The 21,632-nt window shown below is 75.6% G+C and carries 20 protein-coding genes and 2 tRNA genes; 14 read left to right on the top strand and 8 right to left on the bottom strand.

Annotated elements, in window-relative coordinates; genetic code table 11:
- Positions 1–22: 22 nt before the first annotated feature.
- Together HDA33_RS08000 and HDA33_RS07995 are read right to left on the bottom strand one after the other, a co-directional pair.
- Positions 23–2,410 (bottom strand): bifunctional metallophosphatase/5'-nucleotidase, encoded by a 2,388-nt coding sequence (locus HDA33_RS08000; protein ID WP_184172352.1) that lies wholly within the window; start codon positions 2,408–2,410, stop codon positions 23–25.
- Positions 2,411–2,655: 245 nt separating this feature from the next.
- Positions 2,656–2,743, bottom strand: a tRNA-Ser gene (locus tag HDA33_RS07995).
- A 222-nt stretch (positions 2,744–2,965) separates the two neighbouring features.
- Between HDA33_RS07995 and HDA33_RS07990 the strand changes: the two genes are divergently transcribed.
- On the top strand, positions 2,966–4,051 hold the full coding sequence (locus HDA33_RS07990) for an NAD(P)H-quinone oxidoreductase (RefSeq protein ID WP_221432981.1): 1,086 nt from the start codon (positions 2,966–2,968) through the stop codon (positions 4,049–4,051).
- Positions 4,048–4,497: a hypothetical protein gene (locus tag HDA33_RS07985; RefSeq protein ID WP_184172350.1), complete on the top strand. Its 450-nt coding sequence runs from the start codon at positions 4,048–4,050 to the stop codon at positions 4,495–4,497. Before HDA33_RS07990 ends, HDA33_RS07985 begins: the two co-directional genes overlap by 4 nt.
- Positions 4,498–4,549: 52 nt before the next feature.
- On the opposite strand, the gene HDA33_RS07980 is transcribed toward HDA33_RS07985, so the two are convergent.
- Positions 4,550–4,623: transfer RNA gene (locus tag HDA33_RS07980), tRNA-Thr, on the bottom strand.
- Positions 4,624–4,810: 187 nt separating this feature from the next.
- Here HDA33_RS07980 and HDA33_RS07975 point away from each other — a divergent pair.
- A complete protein-coding gene (locus HDA33_RS07975) occupies positions 4,811–5,551 on the top strand; it encodes an HAD family hydrolase (protein ID WP_184172348.1) in 741 nt (246 codons plus the stop codon).
- Positions 5,552–5,628: 77 nt separating this feature from the next.
- Here HDA33_RS07975 and HDA33_RS07970 read toward each other — a convergent pair whose 3' ends face one another.
- Together HDA33_RS07970 and tmk are read right to left on the bottom strand one after the other, a co-directional pair.
- A complete protein-coding gene (locus HDA33_RS07970; protein ID WP_184172346.1) occupies positions 5,629–6,828 on the bottom strand; it encodes a DNA polymerase III subunit delta' in 1,200 nt (399 codons plus the stop codon).
- Positions 6,825–7,475: a dTMP kinase gene (gene tmk / locus HDA33_RS07965; protein ID WP_184172344.1), complete on the bottom strand. Its 651-nt coding sequence runs from the start codon at positions 7,473–7,475 to the stop codon at positions 6,825–6,827. The genes HDA33_RS07970 and tmk overlap by 4 nt, the downstream gene beginning before the upstream one ends.
- A 78-nt stretch (positions 7,476–7,553) precedes the next feature.
- Here tmk and HDA33_RS07960 point away from each other — a divergent pair, with 78 nt between their 5' ends.
- Positions 7,554–7,862, top strand: a complete 309-nt coding sequence (locus HDA33_RS07960) for a DUF2516 family protein (RefSeq protein ID WP_246416914.1) — start codon at positions 7,554–7,556, stop codon at positions 7,860–7,862.
- Positions 7,863–7,922: 60 nt separating this feature from the next.
- On the opposite strand, the gene HDA33_RS07955 is transcribed toward HDA33_RS07960, so the two are convergent.
- Entirely contained in the window at positions 7,923–8,759 is an 837-nt protein-coding gene (locus HDA33_RS07955; protein WP_184172342.1) for a class I SAM-dependent methyltransferase, read from the bottom strand.
- A 92-nt stretch (positions 8,760–8,851) separates the two neighbouring features.
- Here HDA33_RS07955 and HDA33_RS07950 point away from each other — a divergent pair, with 92 nt between their 5' ends.
- Positions 8,852–9,610 carry a phosphoglyceromutase gene (locus HDA33_RS07950; RefSeq protein WP_184172340.1) on the top strand — a complete coding sequence of 253 codons (759 nt, stop codon included), beginning with the start codon at positions 8,852–8,854 and terminating at the stop codon, positions 9,608–9,610.
- Between the two features lie 119 nt (positions 9,611–9,729).
- On the opposite strand, the gene phoU is transcribed toward HDA33_RS07950, so the two are convergent.
- The gene (gene phoU, locus HDA33_RS07945; RefSeq protein WP_017488316.1) at positions 9,730–10,401 is read right to left on the bottom strand and encodes a phosphate signaling complex protein PhoU; all 672 of its coding nucleotides are present in this window, start codon (positions 10,399–10,401) and stop codon (positions 9,730–9,732) included.
- A gap of 165 nt (positions 10,402–10,566) precedes the next feature.
- Between phoU and HDA33_RS07940 the strand changes: the two genes are divergently transcribed.
- Both HDA33_RS07940 and HDA33_RS07935 read left to right on the top strand, forming a co-directional pair.
- Positions 10,567–11,799, top strand: coding sequence for a sensor histidine kinase (locus tag HDA33_RS07940; RefSeq protein WP_017488317.1), 1,233 nt, complete (start codon positions 10,567–10,569; stop codon positions 11,797–11,799).
- A complete protein-coding gene (locus tag HDA33_RS07935; RefSeq protein ID WP_017488318.1) occupies positions 11,796–12,476 on the top strand; it encodes a response regulator transcription factor in 681 nt (226 codons plus the stop codon). The genes HDA33_RS07940 and HDA33_RS07935 overlap by 4 nt, the downstream gene beginning before the upstream one ends.
- 85 nt (positions 12,477–12,561) lie before the next feature.
- Here the strand turns inward: HDA33_RS07935 and HDA33_RS07930 are convergent, their stop codons facing one another.
- Positions 12,562–13,113: a hypothetical protein gene (locus tag HDA33_RS07930; RefSeq protein ID WP_158493469.1), complete on the bottom strand. Its 552-nt coding sequence runs from the start codon at positions 13,111–13,113 to the stop codon at positions 12,562–12,564.
- Positions 13,114–13,308: 195 nt separating this feature from the next.
- On the opposite strand from HDA33_RS07930, the gene HDA33_RS07925 reads away from it, so the two are divergent.
- From HDA33_RS07925 to HDA33_RS07895, 7 genes are all read left to right on the top strand, one after another.
- On the top strand, positions 13,309–13,791 hold the full coding sequence (locus tag HDA33_RS07925; protein ID WP_017488320.1) for a CarD family transcriptional regulator: 483 nt from the start codon (positions 13,309–13,311) through the stop codon (positions 13,789–13,791).
- Between the two features lie 190 nt (positions 13,792–13,981).
- Positions 13,982–15,340: a 2-C-methyl-D-erythritol 2,4-cyclodiphosphate synthase gene (gene ispF, locus HDA33_RS07920; protein ID WP_184172338.1), complete on the top strand. Its 1,359-nt coding sequence runs from the start codon at positions 13,982–13,984 to the stop codon at positions 15,338–15,340.
- Between the two features lie 72 nt (positions 15,341–15,412).
- Complete coding sequence (gene cysS / locus HDA33_RS07915; protein WP_184172335.1) at positions 15,413–16,870, top strand: cysteine--tRNA ligase; 1,458 nt, start codon at positions 15,413–15,415, stop codon at positions 16,868–16,870.
- 28 nt (positions 16,871–16,898) lie between these two features.
- Positions 16,899–17,618, top strand: a complete 720-nt coding sequence (locus tag HDA33_RS07910) for an ABC transporter ATP-binding protein (protein ID WP_184172333.1) — start codon at positions 16,899–16,901, stop codon at positions 17,616–17,618.
- Positions 17,615–19,210, top strand: coding sequence for a DUF6297 family protein (locus HDA33_RS07905; protein ID WP_184172331.1), 1,596 nt, complete (start codon positions 17,615–17,617; stop codon positions 19,208–19,210). Before HDA33_RS07910 ends, HDA33_RS07905 begins: the two co-directional genes overlap by 4 nt.
- 72 nt (positions 19,211–19,282) lie before the next feature.
- Positions 19,283–20,266: a 23S rRNA (guanosine(2251)-2'-O)-methyltransferase RlmB gene (gene rlmB / locus HDA33_RS07900; RefSeq protein ID WP_184172329.1), complete on the top strand. Its 984-nt coding sequence runs from the start codon at positions 19,283–19,285 to the stop codon at positions 20,264–20,266.
- A 319-nt stretch (positions 20,267–20,585) separates the two neighbouring features.
- Positions 20,586–21,578: an ABC transporter substrate-binding protein gene (locus HDA33_RS07895; RefSeq protein WP_158493465.1), complete on the top strand. Its 993-nt coding sequence runs from the start codon at positions 20,586–20,588 to the stop codon at positions 21,576–21,578.
- The last annotated feature ends 54 nt before the right edge of the window (positions 21,579–21,632 follow it).

Raw genomic sequence — 21,632 nt, 5'->3', positions numbered from 1 at the left:
GTCTCTCTCCGAGTGCTCCGGCTCAGCGGCCGGCCGGGGCGGACGAGGCGGTCAGGCCCAGGGCCTTGCGGCCGCGCAGCAGCGCGGCGCCCAGGAGGGCGCCGAAGCCGGCCAGCCACCAGGCGGAGGCGTCGCCGGTCTCGACCGTGGAGGGCACCGTGTGCTCCTCGTCCCGGTCGTCGCCGTCGTCGTCGCCCTCGACGGGCGCGGCGGGGTCGGTCGGGTCAGAGGGGTCGGCCGGATCGGCGGGCTCAGAGGGGTCGGCCGGGACCGTGGGGTCGGTCGGATCGGCAGGCTCCGACGGGTCGGTCGGGACGGACGGGTCGGTCGGCTCGGTGGGCTCGACCGGCGCCTCGGAGGCGGTCACCTCGAGGGCGTGCCGCACGATCGTCTCGGTGCCGTCCGCGTAGCGCACGGTCATGCGCAGCTCGCCCGCACCGGCCTCGGCCGGGGCCGCGATGCCGGAGAGGGTGACCTCCTCGGAGCCGGCCGGGACCGTGACGGCGCCCAGCTCGGTGACGGTGCCGTCCGCGGCCTCGAAGGCCACGGCCACCTCGGCGGCCGCCGGGGCGTCGTCGGAGTCGATCACGAGGTCGCCCAGGGTCAGGACGATCTCCTCGCCGGCCGCCACGGTCTCCGGGGCGCCGCTGACCGGCACGCCCTTCTTGGCGAAGTCGGGGCCCACGGCGCCCTCGGCGGACGCCTGGAGGCGGGCGTAGTCCGAGATGGCCTGGGTGTCCAGCACGCCGAGGTCCACGAAGTCCTCGCGGCCGGTGGCGAAGGCGGTGTAGCCGTCGGGGGCCGCCGTCGGGTCGCCCAAGGCCACCCAGGTGTCGTCGGCGAGGAAGGACTGGGTCGCCACGGTGTACATGGCGTCCTGCTCGAGCGGCTCGCCGTCGATCCACACGCCCGTGACCTTCTCGCCCTGCGGGCGGGACTCGTCGTAGGTCCAGGTCAGGTTCTCGGACCAGCCCAGGGTGAAGGTGCGCACGTCGTCGCGCCAGTTCTGCTCGAGGGCCAGCTCGATGGAGGAGCCGGGGATGTCGAAGTAGGAGATCGAGTTGCCGAACGGGGCGACGTCGAGCAGCTCGCCGAGGGTGAGCTTGCCGATCAGGTCCGCGGGCTTCGGGGAGAAGGTGCCGCCGCCGGTGAAGGCGTCCACGAGGATCTCCGAGCGCAGGCCGCCCGGGTTCACCACGCCGAGGTCCACCTCGGGATCGGCGTTGAGGGCGGTCTGCTTGGTGGCGTCGGCCACCCAGTTGCCCAGGGTGGTCTCGGCGCTGCGGGTGCCGCCTGCGCGCCAGGTGCCGCCCTCGTCGAGGCGCTTCTGGTAGTCGGTGGTCAGGGAGCCGTCCAGGTCGGCGACGACCTGGGACTGCATGTCCTCGAAGACGGCCACGGCCTCCTGCTCGATCGCGTAGACCTCGGCGGTCACCGCGGACTCGGCGGCGGCCTCGGCCGGATCCTGGGTGGAGCGGTCCAGCAGGCGGGAGGCGACGGCGGTGACCTCGCCGGCGGCGTCCACGGTCAGCTCGACGGCGGCCAGGTTGCTGCCGGAGGCGCCGGCCTGGAGCACGGGGCGGGCGACGCCGTCCCCGGCGGTCTCGTACTGGTACAGCTGGTGGGTGTGGCCGTTGAAGATCACGTCCACGGCGGGGTGGGTGTCCTCCACCATGGAGCGGAACACCTCGCGCTTGCCGAGCTCGGCGGCGAGGTCGCCCGCGCCCGCGGCGCCCTCGTGGTAGGAGGCGACGATCACGTCCGCGGCGCCGGAGGCCTCGAGCTCGGCGGCCACGCCGTTGACGGCCTCGACCATGTCCAGGACGGTGTTGCCCTGCAGGCCGGCGCCGGTGGTGGTGGCGTACAGCTCGTTGGGGACGGCGCCGATGACGGCGACGCTCACGCCGTTGACGTCGAAGATCGCGTGCGAGGCCAGGATGGGCTCGAGGGTGTCCGGGTCCACGAAGTTGGCGGCGAGCACCGGGAACTCGGCGCGGGGGATCACGCGGTCCTGCAGGTCGTCCAGGCCGCGGTCGAACTCGTGGTTGCCGGCGGCCAGGGCGGACAGGCCGAGGGCGTTCATCACGTCGATCGTGGGGGCGTCCTGCTGGACGTTGGAGACCGAGGCGGAGCCGCCGATCAGGTCGCCCGCGCTGGTCAGCAGCACCGAGCCCTCGCCGTGCTGGGCCTCGAAGGCCGTGCGGTAGTCCTCCACGGTGTCGGCGAACTGGGTGCCGGAGAAGTCCGAGGAGAGGGCGCCGTGGAAGTCGTTGAAGGACAGCAGCGAGATGGTGGTCTCGTCCGCGGCGACGGTCTCCACCGCCAGGGCCGGGGCGGCGCTGGCGGGGGCGAGGACGAGGACGGTGCAGGCCGCCGTGGCGACGGCGTGGCGGCGGAACAGGCTGGACATGGCTCTCCCGGGGGTGCGTGGGGTCGTGATGATCGGACGGCGCCGATGACGGTGCGGCGTGTCACACCTGAGGAGAGCATGCCCGAGTGACGTGCGGGTGAACAGCGCCACGCCGAGGGGAGGCGCGGAGGCGATGCCGCCCCGCCCGGCCTGGGCGTCCCCGCCCGGCACATCGACACAGAGCGCCGGAGAAGGCCATGAGCCGGGCCGTCGCTGCATGCACGACGACCCGGCTCATGGCGGGGCGGATGGTGAGGGATTCGAACCCTCGGCACGGGGTCACCGCGCACCGGTTTTCAAGACCGGCTCCTTCGGCCGCTCGGACAACCATCCCGGCGGGCCCTCGGGCCCGCCGCACCACTCTACCGAGTGCGCCCCGGGCGCCCTCGGCCCACGACGACGCCGCGCGGCCCGCGGGGGGCCGAGCCGTTGGCGGGGGGCCGGGGCCGGGGACCATGATGGACCCCGAGCACCACGAGACCAGCACCACGAGACCAGCACGACGAGACGAGCACCATGAGACGAGCGCCGCAGGAGCGGGAGGAGGGGCCGAGCATGTCCGAGACGACGATGACGCCCGGGACGGGCCGGGGCGCCATGCGCGCGGTCCGGTTCACGGGCGAGGGCGGGGCCGGGTCCCTGGCCGTCGGGCAGGAGCCGATCCCGACCCCGGGGCCCGGCGAGGTCCTCGTGAAGGTCGCCGCGGCGGGCCTGAACCGGGCGGACGTCATGCAGCGGGAGGGGAAGTACCCGCCGCCGCCGGGCGCCTCGGACGTGCCGGGGCTGGAGGTCTCCGGCGTCGTCGTGGCCCTCGGCGAGGAGGCGGGCCTGCCCGGCGAGGGCCGGTTCGCCCACGGGGACGAGGTGTGCGCCCTGCTGGCCGGCGGCGGCTACGCCGAGCACGTGGTCGTCCCGGCCGGGCAGCTGATGGCCGTGCCGCCGGGCGTGGACCTCGTCACCGCCGCGGCCCTGCCCGAGGTGGCCTGCACCGTGTGGTCCACGATGTCCGAGCGCGGCGGCGTGCGCGCCGGCGACGTCGTGCTGGTGCACGGCGGCTCCGGCGGCATCGGCACGTTCGCGGTCCAGTACCTGGCGGCGATCGGCGCCCGCGTGCTGGCCACCGCCGGCGGCCCCGCCAAGTGCGAGCGCGTGCGCGGCCTCGGGGCGGAGGACGTCTTCGACCACCGCTCGGGCGAGCCCGGCGGGTTCGCGGACTGGGTGCTCGAGCGCACCGGCGGCCGCGGCGCGGACGTGGTGCTCGACGTCGTCGGGGGCCCGTACCTGGACGCGAACGTGCGCTGCCTCGCGGAGGAGGGGCGGATTGTGGTCATCGCCGTGCAGGGCGGACCCAAGGCGGACGGCTTCAACCTGATGCGCCTGGTGTCCAAGCGCGGCTGGCTCACGGGGGCCACGCTGCGCGCCCGCTCCGTGGTGGACAAGGCGCGGATCGTGGCCGGGACGGAGCGGGCGGTGGCCCCGCTGGTGGCCGCCGGGCGCATCGACCTGGCGGTCGGCGCCCGCTTCCCCCTCGACGACGCCGCGGCCGCCCACCGGCGGTTCGAGGCGGAGGACCGGGTCGGCCGGGTGCTGCTCGTCACCGACCCCGCCGACGCGCTGTGGCCGCAGGAGGACCGGACGTGAGGGGCCCGTTCGCGCGCTTCCGTCAGTCCCGCTCCGACGACCGCGAGCTCGGCACGGGGCTGTGGCGCCGCGCCCACGACCGATTCGTCCGGGCCATGGATCGGTACTGGCAGGTGCTGGAGGGGGACCGCGGCCCGGACCTGCTCAGCGCGGAGCAGCGCAACGGCGTCGTGCACGCCGGCAACGTCCTCGCCGAGCGGCTGCCGGCCGTCCGCGCGCTGTGCGTGCGCCTGCACCGGGACCACGCGGGCGACGGCGAGCACATCCCGCCCGAGGCGGCGGACGTGCACCGGGAGCTCTCCCGCGCCGCCCACGAGCTCGCCGCCACCGCGCAGGCCCTGGCCATGCACCGGCTGGGGCAGGGCTCCTCGGACTCCGTGGGCCGGCACGCCGAGCGCACGCTCGCCCACCTCGACCGCGCCGAGGAGCTCGCGGCGCGGCTGTGAGGCCCGGGACGAGAAGGACCCCGCCGCGTTCTCACGCGACGGGGTCCGGGGGAGCCCCCTGCCGGATTCGAACCGGCGACCTGCTCTTTACGAGGGAGCTGCTCTGGCCAGCTGAGCTAAGGAGGCACGCGGCCGCGAACGGCCACGGCTGACGAGCATACCGGTTTCCCCGGCCCGATTCCACCGGGCCCCGGGCCGGCGCGACGGCGGCACCCAGTGTGGCCCGCCCCGTCGTCCCGCGTTCACCCGGCCGCCACGCCGAGGCCAGACGGGGGCGGTTGCGTGGGGCGCACACCTCGTCGACGGGAGACGCATGAGCCTGCACCACGCCCCCCGCCCCGTGGCCGCGCCCCCGCGCGCCGACGGGCCGCCGGCCCCGCCGCTGCGCCTGGCGGTGGTGGACATGTCCGGCACCTCGATCGTGGAGCGGGGGCTGCAGGACGCCGCGTTCGCCCACGCCCTCGAGATCCACGGCCTCGCGGCGGACGCGCCCGCCCACGCCGACGCGGTGCGCGTCTTCCGCGCGCGCCGCGCCACGTCCCGCACCGCCGTGTTCGCGCAGGTCTTCCCGGACCGGCCGGCGGCCGCCGCGGCTGCCCGCACCTTCGAGGAGGCCTTCGACTCCCTGCTGGCCGAGCACGGCGCCCAGCCGGTCCCCGGCGCGGAGGAGGCGCTGCTGCGCCTGCGGGCGCTCGGCCTGCGCGTGTGCCTGTGCACGGGGTACGCCCGCCACACCCAGAACATGATCCTGGAGTCCCTGGGCTGGATGGGTCTGGCGGACCTGAGCCTGTCCCCGGACGACGCCGGGCGCGGCGTGCCCTTCCCGGACATGATCCTCACCGCCCTGCTGGGCCTGGACCTCGACGACGTCCGCGGCGTGCTCGTGGTGGGGGACACCGCCGAGGACATGACGGCGGGGCGCCGGGCGGGGGCCGGCCTGGTGGCCGGGGTGCGCACCGGACGGGACGCGGACGCCGCGCTCCTGGCCGCGGGCGCGCACCACGTGGTGGACGGCCTGGCGGACGTGCCCGCGCTCGTGGGCGCGGGCGGCTGAACCGCCCGGACCGCAGAACCGGCCGGCCCGCAGAACCGGCCGGCATCGTTCGGGCCGCGACGCTCGGGCCGTGACGCTCAGCGCCGGCGCGGGGTGCGCACGCGCCGCGGCAGCAGCGCCAGCATCATGGCCTCGAGCGCCAGCTGCTCGGGCACGTTCGCGGCGATGCGCTCGCGGGCCGTGGCGACGGCGTCGATCCGGGCCAGGACCTCCGCGGAGTCCCCGGCGGCGCCGCGCGCGTAGGCCTCCACCTCGGCGCGGCGGTGCTCGTTGATGAGCTCGCCCTCGGCGCCGAGCTGCACCCGCAGCACGTCCCGGAACAGGCCCATCACGTCGATCATGGCCCGGTCCAGGGAGTCGCGGACCGAGCGCCGGCGCCGCCGGGTCTGGTCCTCCTCGAGCCGCTTCACGTGCTGGCGCAGTTTGGGCGGCACGGGCTCGCCGGGCTCCAGGCCGAGGGAGCGGCGCAGGGTCTCCAGCTCCTCCGCGTCCCGGGCCTCGGCCGAGGACTCGGCTTCCGCCTTGGACACGTCCGCCAGGGTGGCGGCCAGGGCCATCGCGTCGGAGACCGCGGTGGCCTCCAGCGGCAGGGAGAGGATGCGCTCGCGGCGCTCCAGGGCCTCCGGATCCCGGGCGAGGCGGCGGGCCATGCCCACGTGGGACTGCGAGATGCGGGCGGTGGTCAGTGCGGTCTCGCGGTCCAGCCCGTCCCGGCGGTGCAGCAGGTCCGCGACGTCCTCCACGGCGGGGATGCTCAGGGTGACCAGGCGGCAGCGCGAGCGCACGGTGGGCAGCACGTCCGCGGGGGAGGGCGTGCAGAGCATCCACACGGTCCGGGCGGGCGGCTCCTCCACGGCCTTGAGGAGCACATTCGTGGCCCGCTCCGTCATGCGGTCCGCGTCCTCCATGAGGAAGATCCGCCACCGGCCCGTGGCGGGCGTGGACTGGGCGGCCTCCACGAGGGAGCGCACGTCCTCGATCCGGTAGCTCACGGCCTCGGTGGCCAGCACCGTGACGTCCGGGTGGGTGCCGGCGAGCACGGTGCGGCACGCGTGGCACCGCCCGCAGCCGCGCGCGGCCGGGTCGGGGGCCTCGCACTGCAGGGCGGCCGCGAAGGCGCGGGCCGCCGTCGAGCGCCCGGAGCCGGGCGGGCCGGTGAACATCCAGGCGTGGGTGGGCCGGTCCTCGGCGGCGGCCCGGCGCAGCTGCTCCACCGCGGAGCCCTGGCCGGCGAGGTCGGCGAAGACGGCCGGGACGGCGTCGGGGAGGGCGGTCATCGGGCGTCCGCCTCGGCGGTGACGCGGGCTAGGGCTCGGGCGGTGAGCTCCTCGGGGTCCAGCGCGCCGTCCAGGACGAGGTAGCGCTCCGGCGCGGCGGCCGCGCGGGCGAGGAAGGCGGCGCGCAGCGCCTCGTGCTGGTCCGCCGTCTCCTGCTCCATGCGGTCCGCCCCGTCCCCGTCGCGCCCGGTGCGGCGGGCGGCGGCGGTGGCGGCGTCCACGTCGATCAGCATGGTCAGGTCCGGCACCAGCGAGTCCGTGGCCCAGTCGTTGAGCCGGGCGATCCACTCCTCGCCGAGGCCGCGGACCGCGCCCTGGTAGGCCACGGAGGAGTCCACGTACCGGTCCGTGACCACCACGGCCCCGCGGGCCAGCGCGGGGCGCAGCGTGCGGACGGCGTGGGCGGCGCGGGCCGCGGCGAACAGCAGCGCCTCGGTGCGCGGGTCCACGGGGGCGTGCGCGGGGTCCAGCAGCAGCCCGCGCAGGGTCTCGCCGAGGTCGGAGCCCCCGGGCTCGCGGGTCAGGACGGCCTCGCGCCCGGCGGCGCGCAGGGCCGCCACGAGGGCGCGCGCCTGGGTGGACTTGCCGGACCCGTCCGGCCCCTCGACGGCGACGAACAGCCCGCGATGCTCGGTCTCGGTGCTCACCCCTCGAGCCTAGACGCCGCCGCGGACGCGGGAGGAACCGCGCCCACGGCCCCGCCCCCGCGCCCTAGACTGGCGGGCATGAGCGCCCCCATGCACCTCGCCCTGACGTTCGACGACTGGCTGTTCCGCATCCTGGCGATCGTCGGCCTCGTGCTCGAGGTCTGGGCCTTCCTGGACGCGCTGCGCCGCAGCCCCGGCGACTTCGCCCGCATCGGCGGCCGGGACAAGAGCTTCTGGATGATCCTCACCGGCGTCGCCGCCGCGGTGGGCGTGCTCGGCGTGCTCTCGGGCGGCGGCATGGGCATGTTCGGCCTCCTGGCCGCCTGCGTGGCGTGCGTGTACCTCGCCGGCCCCCGTCAGGAGATGGGCCCGGCCACGCGCCGCTGATCCGGCCCGCGCCTGCGCCCCTGGCCGGGCCGCGCCGTCGTCGGCCGGGCCGCCCCGCCGTCACGACGACGGCGCCACCGCCTCCCAGCGCACGCTCATCTCCCCGCGCCGCCACTGGCGCGGCCCGCCCAGCACGGGCCAGCCGGCCTCCCGCAGCGCGGCGACGCTCGCCAGCCACCGCTGCCGCGTGCCGTAGGCCGCCAGCGGGGCGTGCGCGGCCCACGCGGCGTCGGCCTCGGCGAGGAGGCGGTGCACGGGCTCGCCCGGCACGTGCCGGTGGATGAGCGCCTTGGGCAGGCGGGCGGCCACGTCCGAGGGGCGCTCGAAGGAGCCCAGCCGCAGGGCGAGCGTCAGGCTGGCGGGCCCGTCCCGGCGCAGGTCCACCCACGCCGCCCGCCGCCCGTCCTCGGAGCAGGTGCCCTCCACGAGCACTCCGTCCTCGGCCAGCCCGGCGCACAGCAGCGCCCACACCGCGGGCACGTCCTCCTCCCGGTACTGGCGCAGCACGTTGAATGCGCGCACCACCGTGGGCGGCCGGGGCACCGGCAGCTCGAAGCCGCCCACCGCCCAGCTCAGGCCCGGCACGCCGCCGGCCCGCTCGCGCGCGCGGGCCACGCGCGCCGGGTCGATCTCCAGGCCCGTCAGCTCCAGGGCGGGGTTCACCGCCCGCAGCCGGGTGAACATCTCGACGGCGGTCACCGGCTCCGCCCCGAACCCCAGGTCCACGGCCAGGGGCCGGTCCGTGCGGCGCAGCAGGGCGCCGTGGACGTCGGTGAGCCAGCGGTCCACACGGCGCATCCGCTGGGCCGCGGTGGTGCCGCGGGTGATGTGGCCCTGCGGGCCCCGGACCCGGCCGGGCGTCGTGCTCGCGCTCAGCCGCCGGGCCTTCTCCACCATGGGGGCCAGCCTAGGACAGGGGCCGGGAGGGGCCCGGCGTCGTGCATCGTCCCACACGGGCCCGCGCGCCCCGAGCGGCCTAGGATGGTGACATGGCGAACACCACGTACACGCTGGTCCTGCTGCGGCACGGTCAGAGCGATTGGAACGAGAAGAACCTGTTCACCGGCTGGGTGGACGTCCCGCTCACCGAGAAGGGGCGCGCCGAGGCCGCCCGCGGCGGCGAGCTGATGAAGGCGGAGGGCGTCCACCCGGACGTGCTCCACACCTCGCTGCTCAAGCGCGCGATCACCACGGCGAACCTGGCCCTCGAGGCGGCGGACCGCCAGTGGATCCCGGTCAAGCGCGACTGGCGCCTGAACGAGCGCCACTACGGCGCCCTCCAGGGCAAGGACAAGGCCCAGGTGAAGGAGGAGTTCGGCGAGGAGCAGTTCATGGTCTGGCGCCGTTCCTTCGACACCCCGCCGCCCGCCCTGGACGACTCCTCCGAGTTCTCGCAGAGCGGCGACGAGCGCTACGCCGAGCTGGGCGAGGACGCACCCCGCACGGAGGCCCTCAAGAACGTCATCGACCGCCTGATCCCCTACTGGGAGGCCGAGATCGTGCCGGACCTCAAGGCCGGCAAGACCGTGCTGGTGGCCGCCCACGGCAACTCGCTGCGCGCCCTGGTCAAGCACCTGGACGGCATCTCGGACGAGGACATCGCGGGCCTGAACATCCCCACCGGCATCCCGCTCGTCTACGAGCTGGACGAGGACCTCAAGCCGATCACGGCGAACGGCCGCTACCTGGACCCGGAGGCCGCCGCCGCCGGCGCCGCCGCGGTGGCCGCCCAGGGCTCCGCGCACTGACGCGCGCCTGAGGCCCCGCCGCTGATCCGGCGGACACGACGGGCCGGGACCCTCCTGCGGGAGGCGTCCCGGCCCGTCGTGCATCTGCTGGGCGGCGGCCCGGCGCGGGCCGCGGCGGGTCAGGGCCCGGAGGTCTCCGAGCCGCGGTGGTACGCCCACTCGCCCGTGACCAGGTAGCGGACCTTGGCGGCCACGGAGAGGCCGTGGTCCGTGAACCGCTCGAGGTAGCGCGAGGCGAGGGTGACGTCGGTGGTGGTGGCCGGCGTCGCCGTCCAGTCGGAGGCGGCGATGAAGCGGAACACGGAGGCGTGCAGGGCGTTCACGTCCTCGTTCACGGCGTGGATGCGGTCCGCGTGGGCGAGGTCCTGGGTCTCGAGCAGCAGCACGGTCTCCTCGGCCACGTCCACGGCGGCGTCGCACATGGCGGTGAACACGGGGCGCACGGGGGCGGGGATCACGTGCTCGGGGTAGCGCAGGCGGGTCAGCTGCGCCACGTGGCGGGCGAGGTCGCCCATCCGCTCCAGCGAGGAGCTCATGCGCAGGGTCGCGACGACGGTGCGCAGGTCCGTGGCGACGGGCGCCTGGAGCGCCAGGATCCGCACGGCCTGCTCGTCCAGGGACTCCTGCAGGCGGTCGATCCGGGCGTCCTCGGAGATGACGCGCTCGGCGCCGTGGACGTCGGCGGACTCGAGCGCCTCCTGGGCGTCGATCATGGCCCGATGCACGAGGCGGGCGATCTCGGTCAGGTCCCGTCCCAGGCGCTCGAGGTCGGCGCGGTAGAGCTCGCGCATGGTCTCCTCTCCGCGGCGACGTCCGTGCGCCGCCGCCCCCGTTCCCCACGGGGCGAACGGTCCATGCTGGCAGGGGCAGGTGAACGGTCCATGAACGCCGGGAGACCGCCGTCTGGCCGGGTTCCGACCGACCGTCGCCGGGCCCCCAGAGGCTAGTCTGGTGCCGTGGATCCCGTCATCATCGGCCTGCTCTGCGGCGCGGTCGGACTGTTCATCGGAGTGGCCTCCATGCTGGCCTTCCGGGCGTCCGAGCGCTCACGCACGGTCGACCTGGCGGTGGGCGAGCCCACGCTCGCCCCCGGGGCGGCGGAGGTGCTCGCGGTGGTGGGCCGGGCCTACGCCGTGGTGGACGACGTCGACGGCGTCGTGCGCGCCAACCCCTCCGCCTACGCCCTCGGCCTCGTGCGCGGCCACTCCCTCGTGCAGCAGCAGGTCAAGGACCTCACCCGCTCCGTGCGCGCCGAGGGCGTGATCGTGGAGCGCCGCCTGGAGCTGCCCCGCGGCCCGCTCGGCCAGTCCAGCCTCGTGGTGGAGCTGCGCGTGGCGCCCCTGGACGAGGAGTACATCCTGATCCTCGCGGACGACCGCACGGACGTGACCCGCACCGAGGCCATGCGCCACGACTTCGTGGTCAACGTCTCCCACGAGCTGAAGACCCCCGTGGGGGCCATCTCCCTGCTGGCGGAGGCCATCGGGGACGCCGCGGAGGACGAGGAGGCCGTCCGCCGCTTCGCCTCCCGGCTGGGCATCGAGTCCCGCCGGCTCACGGCCCTCGTGCAGGACATCATCGAGTTCTCCCGCCTGCAGGCCAAGGACGTCGTCCAGGACGGGCGGGCCGTGGACCTCAACGCCGTGGTGGCCGACGCCGTGGACCGGCTGCGCCTCACCGCCGAGGACCGCGGCATCACGTTGCGCGTCGGCGGGCGTGTGGACGCCGTCGTGCACGGGGACGCGGACCAGCTGATGACCGCGGTGCGCAACCTCGTGGACAACGCCGTGCGGTACTCGCCGGAGGGCACCACGGTGGGCATCGGCCTGAGTTCCGCGGACGGGCTGGCCCAGGTCACCGTCACGGACCAGGGGATCGGCATCTCCCCGGAGGAGCAGGAGCGCGTGTTCGAGCGCTTCTACCGGGTGGACTCCGCCCGGTCCCGCCAGACGGGCGGCACGGGGCTGGGCTTGAGCATCGTCAAGCACGTCGTGATCAACCACGGCGGGGAGGTCAGCCTGTGGTCCCAGCCGGGGCGCGGTTCGACCTTCACCATCCGCCTGCCCGAATGGGAGGACGACGGCGCCGCCGTCGACGGCCCCCCGGCCGCCTCCCACGTCACCGAGCGGCGCGGTCACCGCGTGACCGCGTCCGCCGCGTCCCCGCCCCGGAAGGAGTCCAGCGCATGAGCCGCATTCTGATCGTGGAGGACGAGGAGTCGTTCAGCGATCCCCTGTCCTACCTCCTGGAGAAGGAGGGCTTCGAGGTGGCCGTGGCCGCCGACGGCAACGAGGCGCTCGGCGTCTTCGAGCGCGACGGCGCGGACCTGATCCTCCTGGACCTCATGCTGCCGGGCATGTCCGGCACCGAGGTCTGCCGCCAGGTGCGCCAGCGCTCCAACGTGCCGGTCATCATGCTCACCGCCAAGGACTCCGAGATCGACAAGGTCGTGGGCCTCGAGCTTGGCGCGGACGACTACGTGACCAAGCCGTACTCCTCGCGGGAGCTCGTGGCCCGGGTGCGGGCGGTGCTGCGCCGGCAGGGGGAGCCGGAGGAGCTGGTCTCCGCCACCCTGGGCGCCGGCCCGGTGCGGATGGACGTGGAGCGCCACGTGGTCTCCGTGGACGGGGAGCAGGTCTCGCTGCCCCTCAAGGAGTTCGAGCTGCTCGAGATGCTGCTGCGCAACGCCGGCCGGGTGCTGACCCGCGGGCAGCTGATCGACCGCGTCTGGGGGTCGGACTACGTGGGGGACACGAAGACCCTCGACGTGCACGTGAAGCGGCTGCGCTCCAAGATCGAGCCGGACCCCTCGAGCCCGCGCCACCTGGTGACGGTGCGCGGCCTGGGCTACAAGTTCGAGGCCTGAGCCCCGCGGCGCCTCCGGGACGACGACGGCCCCGGCTCCTCCTGGCGGAGGGGCCGGGGCCGTGGCGTGCGGGGTGCGGGAGGGGTCAGTGCTCCCCGCCGTAGTCGTGCGTCTCCTCGTCGAGGTGGGAGCCGAGCTCCTCGTCCGAGGGGCTCACGCCCTCCGGGAGCAGGTCGCGGTAGTGGTCCTGGGTGGCGCCGAGCAGCGGGACCTCGAGCTCGGTCTGGCCGCCGTTGCCGGAGACGGTGACGGGCAGGAGCTCGCCCACCCAGGCGTCCTGGCGCTCCAGGACGGTCTGGTTGGCGTCGTCCTCGAGCTTGAAGGTCTCGCCGGCGGGGACCTGGACGGTGGCGGAGCCGCCGCCCTCGGCCTGGAAGGTGTAGGTCTGGGCCTGGTCCGAGAGGTTCTCGAGGGTGCCGATCAGGCGGGCCGGACCCGAGTCGCCGTCGCCGACCAGGGCGAGATTGCGGTAGCTGAGGAAGTCCTTCTCCTCGCCGTTGATGCCGTCCGACGCGTCGTACTCGATGGCGGTGGCGATGGGGCTCACGGCGGAGCAGCCGGTGGCGCCCAGCAGGGCGACGGCGGCCAGCGCACCTGCGGCGAGGTGGCGCCGGGCGGGCCGGGATGCGTTCTTCACAGAGGTCTCCTCAGGTGCGATGACGTCAGGACCCCGAGGCAGGGGGCCTGCGAGGTCAGGCTACCGCATCCGTGCACGGAAGACGCCGCGTGTCACGGCTCCGCACTATCACATCCCGGGGCTCGTGGCACGACGGCACTCGCGGCGTGACGTGGGCACATGATAGAATGAGACGTCTGAAAGGGGCACAACAACATGGTTTTTGAGGTCGGAGAGACCGTCGTCTACCCCCACCACGGTGCTGCGCGGATCGAGGAGATCAAGATGCGCACCATCAAGGGGGAGGAGAAGATGTACCTCAAGCTGAAGGTGGCGCAGGGCGACCTGACCATCGAGGTCCCCGCGGAGAACGTCGACCTGGTCGGCGTGCGTGACGTCGTGGACTCGGAGGGCCTCGAGGAGGTCGTCGAAGTCCTGCAGGCCGAGCAGGTGGAGGAGCCCACCAACTGGTCCCGCCGCTACAAGGCGAACCTGGAGAAGCTGGCCAGCGGCGACGTGAAGAAGGTCGCCGAGGTCGTGCGCGACCTGTGGCGCCGCGACCAGGACCGCGGCCTGTCCGCCGGCGAGAAGCGGATGCTGTCCAAGGCGCGCCAGGTGCTCGTCTCCGAGCTCGCGCTGGCCAAGAAGGTCACCGAGGAGGAGGCCGAGGGCATGCTGGACCAGGTGCTCGAGGGCTGAGACCCCGCCGAGCCGCCGCCCGGGCCGAGCGCTCGGACGGATGAGCACCGCAGCAGAGGAGAGGGCCCGCGTCGTGGACGCGGGCCCTCTGCCGTGCCCGGCGCTCCCCGCCCCCACGTTTTCGTGCGGGAGACGGGAGCCTTCCCGCGCACTTTCGTGTGAGAAACGGGACCCTCCCTAGGATGGCCGCATGCCCACCGCCCTCGTGATCGCCGCCGCCGGCGCCGGCACCCGCCTCGGTGCGGGCATGCCGAAGGCTCTCGTCCCCCTCGCCGACGGCCGCGCCTTGCTGCGCCACTGCCTGGACTCCGTGGCGGCCGCGCGGGCCGCCGGGGCCGCCGTGGACGCCGTCGTGGTCCTCGCCCCGCCGGCGGAGGAGGACGCCGCCCGCGTGGCCGCCGAGGTCGACGCCGGCCCGGGCCTCGGCGCGCCCGTCGCCTGCGTGCCGGGCGGGGCGGAGCGGGCCGACTCCGTGCGCGCGGGGCTCGCGGCGGCCGCCGACGCGCTGGACGCTCTCGGCCCCGCGACCGGCCCGCGCCGGGTCCTCGTCCACGACGCCGCCCGCGCCCTCACCCCGCCGGCCGTGTTCGCGGCCGTCGAGGCCGCCCTCGACGCCGGCGCCGTCGCCGTGGTGCCCGGGATCGCCCTGACGGACACGGTGAAGCAGGTGGCGCCGGGGCCCGGCGGGGCCGAGGTCGTCACGGCGACGCCGCCCCGCGCCGCCCTGCGCGCCGTGCAGACGCCCCAGGGCTTCGACCTGGACGCGCTGCTCGCCGCCCACGAGGCCGTGCGCGCGGACCCCGCGCTCGACGCCGCGGCGCTCACCGACGACGCCATGGTGATGGAGGCCGCGGGGCACCCGGTGGCCGTGGTGGCCGGCGACGCGGCCGCGTTCAAGGTCACCGCCCCCGCCGACCTCGAGCTGGCCCGGCTCGAGCTGGCGCGCCGCGCCGACGCGCCCACCCCCGAGGAGGACCCCGCCATGGACCAGTCCGGCAGCGCCCCCGGCCCCGCCCCCGAGGCCGACGCCGCCACCGCCCCCGCAGGCCCCCGTCCCGGGGCGGCCCTGCCGCGCGTCGGCGTCGGCACGGACGTGCACCGGTGGGCGCCCGAGGACGCGCCGCGTCCGCTGTGGCTCGGCGGCGTGCACTGGCCGGGCGAGCGCGGGGTGGCCGCCACCTCGGACGGGGACGTGGCCGCCCACGCGGCGTGCAACGCCCTGCTCTCGGCCGCCGGCCTCGGGGACCTGGGCGCCGTGTTCGGCGTGGACCGCCCCGAGATGGCGGACGCCTCCGGCACGGCCATGCTGGCCGAGGTGCTGCGCCTGCTGACGGAGGCGGGGCTCGCCGTCGGGAACGTGGCAGTGCAGGTGGTGGCGCCGCGCCCCAAGGTGGGCACGCGGCGGGCGGAGATGGAGGCGGCGCTGTCCGCGGCGCTCGGCGGCGCCCCGGTGTCCGTGTCCGCGGCCACCACGGACCGGCTCGGCTTCATCGGCCGCGGGGAGGGCCTCGTGGGGATCGCGACGGCGCTCGTGGCGCCGGCGGCCTGAACCCGGTCCGGGGCACGCACTAGGCTGGCAGGGCCCGTCAGGACCCTGACCCTCCCGGAAGGACCGCGCCCCATGGCCCAGCGCTTCTACGACACCCGCACCGCGCAGATCAGGGACTTCGAGCCCCTCGTCCCCGGCGAGGCGTCGGTGTACTACTGCGGCGCCACGGTGCAGGGCATGCCGCACGTGGGCCACGTGCGCAGCGCGATCGTGTTCGACGTGCTGATCCGCTGGCTCGAGGCCACCGGGTTGCGCGTCACCTCGGTGCGCAACGTGACGGACATCGACGACAAGATCCTCGACCGCTCGGCCGCCTCCCACGAGGAGGGCTTCGAGCCCTCCGCGCTCTACCCGGCCCGCGAGCCGTGGTGGGCGCTGGCCTACCGCTTCGAGAAGGCGTTCGACGCCGCCTACCTCGCCCTCGGCGTGCGCCGCCCCACCTACGAGCCCCGCGCCACCGGGCACGTCCCCGAGATGTTCGCGCTCATCCAGCGGCTGGTCGAGCGCGGCCACGCCTACCCGGCGCAGGACGGCTCGGGGGACGTGTACTTCGACGTCCGCTCGTGGGAGCGCTACGGCGAGCTGACCCGCCAGCGGGTGGAGGACATGCAGGACGCCCCGGACGCGGACCCGCGCGGCAAGCGCGACCCCCGCGACTTCGCGCTGTGGAAGGGCGCCAAGGAGGGCGAGCCGGCGACCGCCGTGTGGACCTCCCCGTGGGGCGCCGGCCGGCCGGGCTGGCACCTCGAGTGCTCCGCGATGGCCACCAAGTACCTCGGCGCGCAGTTCGACATCCACGGCGGCGGCCTGGACCTGCGCTTCCCGCACCACGAGAACGAGCTGGCCCAGTCCGCGGCCGCCGGGGACGGCTTCGCCCGCTTCTGGCTGCACAACGGGCTCGTGGCCTACGGCGGCGAGAAGATGTCCAAGTCGGTCGGCAACACGATCTCCCCCGAGGAGATGCTCGGCATGGCCCGTCCCAAGGCCGTGCGCTACTTCCTGGGCCAGGCCCACTACCGCTCCCAGCTGGACTACCGGCCGGGCGCGCTCGAGGAGGCGGAGGCCGCCGTGGAGCGCATCGAGAACTTCACTGCCCGCGCCCGCACCGCCGGGGCCGTGCCGCCCGCCGTGGACGGCGCGCTCTCGGACCGGGTGCCCGCCGCGTTCCGCGCCGCCATGGAGGACGACCTCAACGTCCCCCAGGCGCTCGCGGCCCTGCACGAGGTGGTGCGCGCCGGCAACTCCGCGCTGGCCGCGCAGGACCTGGAGTCCGCGGCCGCCCGCCTGACCGAGGTCGAGGCCATGACGGCGGTCCTCGGCCTGGACGACGTGCCGGAGGGCGACGGCGACGGGACCGGCCCGGCGGCCGACGCGCTGGACTCGCTGGTCCGCTCCCAGATCGAGGCCCGCGCCCAGGCGCGCGCCGAGAAGGACTGGGCCGCGGCGGACCGCATCCGGGACGCCCTGGCCGCGGCCGGCGTCGTGGTGGAGGACGGCGCCGACGGCGCCACGTGGCGCCTGGCGGACTGACCGGGGCGAGATCGGGAGGGGGCCTGACATGGACGGGGCTGACGTGGACGGGACGGCGGACGCGGTGACGGAGCCGGCGCTGCTGCACGCCGAGGCGCTCGAGTGCGGCTACGCCGGGGTCCCGGTGACGGGGCGCCTGGACCTGGTGGTGCGGCCCGGCGAGCGCGTGGGCGTGGTCGGGGCCAACGCCGCGGGCAAGTCCACGGTGCTGCGCACCCTCGTCGGCGACCAGGAGCCGGTGGCCGGGCGCGTGCGCCTGGAGGGGCTGCCGGTGCTGCCGGAGTCCGCCGCGCATCGGCGGGCCCTGAGCGTCCTGACGGACGAGGACGCCTACTTCCCCACCCTCACGGTCGCCGAGCACCTCACGCTCGTCGCCCTGGGCCACGGCGTCCCCGAGCCCGACCGCGTCGTCGACCGGGAGCTCGAGTACTTCGCCCTCCGGGAGGCCGCCGACGCGCCGCCGTCCCGGCTGTCCTCCGGGCAGCGGCGCCGCCTGCTGCTGGCCGCGGCCCTGCTGCGCCCCTTCCGCCTGCTCGCCCTCGACGAGCCCGAGCAGCGCCTGGACGCCGGCATGCGCGAGCGCCTCACCGCCCGCCTGGCGGCGCTCGAGCCGGCGTCCGCCCTGGTGCTGGTCACCCATGACCCCGACGTCCTGGCCGGGGCCGCCACGCGCTGCCTCATCGTGGACGGCCGGGTGCGGGAGGCCGCCGTGGCGGAGGGGGCCGCATGGATCCGCGAGCGCACGTGAGTCCAGGCTTCCGGCCAGACCTGTGGGTCGCCCGCCAGGAGCGCCCGCGGGCCAGGGCCCGGCGGTGGGAGCGCATCACGGACGTCTACGTCGCGATGCTGGCGGCCCTCACCCTGGGCGCGTTCCTCACGGGGATCGTGGGTGCCGCCACCCAGCTCCAGCGCGCCGCCGTCCAGTGGGGGCGCCTGCCCGGAGAGGCACCGGTGAGCGGGGCGGCCCTCGCCGCGGCCGCCGCCGTGCTGGCCCTGGCCGGGCTCCTCCGGCTGGGCGCGACCTTGGGCCCGGTGGCCGTGGACCGGGCCCAGGCGCAGTGGTGGCTGCGGCTGCCCGCGCCCACGGCCCCCTGGCTGTGGCGGGCACTGCTGCTGCGCGTCGTCGCCGGCGCGGCGCTCGGCGGCGGGGCGGGGCTCGCGACGGCCCACGGGCTGCTCTACGCGCGCACCACGGCGGGCGGGGGCGCGGGGATTTCCGCGGGCGAGGCCTGGTCCCACGCGCTCGCGGCCGGGCTCCTCGCCGGGGCGACGACGGCGCTCGTCCTGGCCGGCTGCGCGCTCGTCCAGGCCTCGGGGCGGCGTGGGGACCTGCTCGCCCTGCTGCGCTGGTCCCCGGTGGCGGCGCTGCTGCCCGTCCTGCCGGCCCTGGCGGGCGCGGACGTCGCGGCCGGCCTGGCGCGCGGCGCGGGCGGCGCCGGCGCCGGGACGCTGCTGGGGGCGGCCGCCGTCGCGGGCCTCGGCGCCGCGGCCCTGCTGGCGGCGACGCGCTCCCGCCTGCACCGGATCCCGCACCGCGACCTGCGGTCCGCGGGAGACGCGGCGGCCCATCTCGGGGCGGCCATGTTCCTGCTGAGCGTGCGCCAGGCCGGCGCGGCGCTCGCGCTCGAGGAGGGGCCGGGCCGTCGGCGCCGCGGCGTGAGCCCGCTGCTGCGCGTCGGGCGGGCCTCGCCGGCGGGGGCGTGGGCGCGGGCCGACCTGGCGGTCCTGGCGCGGACGCCGGGGGTGGGGCGACGGCTCGCCTCGGCGTGGGCCCTGCCGTCGCTGCTGGTCCTCTCCGAGCCGGGGCGGCTGCCCCTGGTCCTGGCCCTCGGCGTCGCGGTGGCGGCCGTCCTGGCGACCCGGGCGGTGGGCGCGGGCGCCGAGGAGGTCGGCCGGAGCCCGGAGCTCGAGCGCCTGCTGCCGATCGGCCGGGACGCGGCCTGGAGCGTCCACACCGTGGCCCCCGCGCTCGTGCTCGTGCCGTGGGGCGCCGGGCTCGGCCTGGTACTGGCCCTGGGGACGCACGGCGTCGGACCCTCCCTCGGACCGGTGGTGCTGTGCGGCGCGCTGGCCGGTGTGGGCCTGGCCGGCGCCGTGGTGCGCACCGCCACGCCGGATCCGGTGGACTGGGGCGCGGTGATGCAGCCGGCCCAGACCACGCGCGCGGCGGGCCCGCTGGTCCGGGACGCCGTGCGCGGCGCGGACGCGGCCGTGCTCGCCGTGGCGCCGCTGGCCCTCACCCCGCTGCTCTCCGCGGTGCCGCTCGGCTTCGCCGGGGTGGCCGGCGTCGTCGCGCTGATCGCCTGGGGGATCGGCCGGCACGTGCGTCCCGCGGGCTGACACCTAGACTGGAGGCCGATCCGACGCGCCCGAGCGCGTCGACCCCGTCCCCGGCACGCAGGAGTCCCCGCCATGTCCACCGCACCCCGCTCCGGCGGTTCCCGCAAGCCCAAGGGCAAGAAGGGCCCCATGAAGGGCACCGGCGGCCACGGCCGCAAGGCGCTCGAGGGCAAGGGCCCCACCCCGAAGGCCGAGGACCGGATCTACCACAAGGCCTACCGCGCCAAGCAGCTCTCCGAGCGCTCCGCGGCCAAGCGGGGCGGCCCGGTGCGCCCGTCCCGCCCGAAGCTCACGGACGAGACCGTCTCCGGCCGCAACCCCGTGGTCGAGGCGCTGCGCGCCGGCATCCCGGCCAAGGCCCTGCACGTGGCCGTCCGCATCGAGATGGACGACCGCGTCAAGGAGGCCCTGCGCCTGTGCCTGGAGCAGGGCGTGCCGGTCATGGAGAACACGAAGCCGGAGCTGGACCGCCTCTCCGGCGAGGCCATCCACCAGGGCCTCGTGCTGCAGATCCCGCCGTACGAGTACGCGGACGCCATGACGCTGGCCACGGATGCCCTCGAGAAGCACGAGAAGGGGCACCTGCGCACGCCGCCGCTGCTGATCGCCCTGGACGGCATCACGGACCCGCGCAACCTCGGCGCGATCATCCGCTCCGGCTCCGCGTTCGACGCGGACGGCGTGATCGTGCCCGAGCGCCGCTCCGTGGGCGTGACCGCCACCGCGTGGCGCACCTCGGCCGGCGCCGCGGCGCGCGTGCCCGTGGCCCAGGCAGGCAACCTCAACACCACGCTCGTGGAGCTGCACCGGGCCGGCTACTTCGTGCTGGGCCTCGACGGCGGCGGGGACGTGTCCCTGCCCGGGCTCTCCCTGGCCACGGAGCCGCTGGTGCTCGTGGTAGGCGCCGAGGGCAAGGGGCTGTCCCGCATGGTGCGGGAGCACTGCCAGCAGATCGTGTCCATCCCGATCAACTCGGACATGGAGTCGCTGAACGCGTCGATGGCCGTGGGCATCTCGCTGTACGAGATCTCCGTGCAGCGCGCCGGCGGCCGCTGAGCACGCAGGTCTCGGCGGGGCCGGCGAGACGAGTCCCGCACAGTGGTGGGTTGCCCGCGGGCATGACCCCGACTGTGCGGGACTCGTGTCTGCGCCGGGGGCGGTGAGCCGCGGCAGCGCGCGGGGACGACGGCGGCCTCGCCGGTTCACAGATGAGCAGAGTGTCCACGGTCCGGGCTTTCAGCTGACAGGATGGCCCGTGACCGCCGTCACGGCTTGCACGTGATGCGCGTCACGGCGCACAGTATGTCCACTGTGTCCGACGGCCTGCCGTCGGCGAGCGCATCCCGCCACGCACCATCAGAACGAGGTCCGTCTCATGAAGCATCGCTCACTCACCCTCACCGCCGCCCTCGCCGTCACCGCCCTCGGCCTGACCGCGTGCGGGGACTCCGGCGACGCCGGCGCCGGCGGCGACGAGAAGTACACCGTGGGCATCAACCAGCTCGTCTCCCACCCGGCGCTCGACGGCGCCCGCGAGGGCTTCAAGGAGGCGTTCTCGGACGCCGGCCTCGAGGTGACCTTCGAGGAGCAGAACGCCCAGGGCGAGCAGGCGACCGTCACCTCGATCGCCTCGACCTTCGCGAACGACGGCGACGTGGACCTCGTGGCCGCCATCGCCACCCCCGCCGCCCAGGGCACCGCCGCCGCGGTCAAGGACAAGCCGGTCGTCTTCATGGCCGTCACCGACCCGAAGGGCGCCGAGCTCGTGGCGTCCGAGGAGGCCCCCGGCGGCAACGTCACCGGCGTCTCGGACCGCAACCCCGTGCAGGAGCAGCTGCAGCTGCTCAAGGACGTGAACCCGGACGCCAAGACCGTCGGCATCGTCTACAACTCCGGCGAGGCCAACTCCGCCGTCCAGGTGGAGCAGGCCAAGGAGGCCGGCCAGGAGCTGGGCCTCGAGATCAAGGAGGCCACGGTCACCAACTCCTCCGAGGTCCAGCAGGGCGTGCAGTCCCTCTCGGACGTGGACGGCATCTACGTGCCCACCGACAACGCGGTGGTCTCGGCCCTCGAGACCGTCGTGGGCTTCGGCGAGGAGAACGACATCCCCGTGATCTCCGCGGACATCGACTCCGTGGACCGCGGCGCCCTGGGCACCTACGGCATCGACTACAAGGCGCACGGCAAGCAGGCCGGCGAGATGGCCGTGAAGATCCTCAAGGACGGCGCGAACCCGGGCGAGATCGCCGTGGGCTTCGCCGACCCGGCCAACCTGCAGCTCGTGCTGAACCCGGCGGCCGCCGAGGCCTACGGCGTCGAGATCCCCGCCGAGCTCTCGGACGAGGCGGACCGCCTCGTCGAGGGCTGACCCCCGCACGCCCCGCCCTCCGCGGCGGCCCGGACCGCTTCGGTCCGCGGCCGC

It is taken from the genome of Micrococcus endophyticus (assembly GCF_014205115.1).
Taxonomy (GTDB): Bacteria; Actinomycetota; Actinomycetes; order Actinomycetales; family Micrococcaceae; genus Micrococcus; species Micrococcus endophyticus.
The sequence above is the reverse complement of the archived record's forward strand: the minus strand, read 5'-3'. Positions and strand labels throughout refer to the sequence as shown.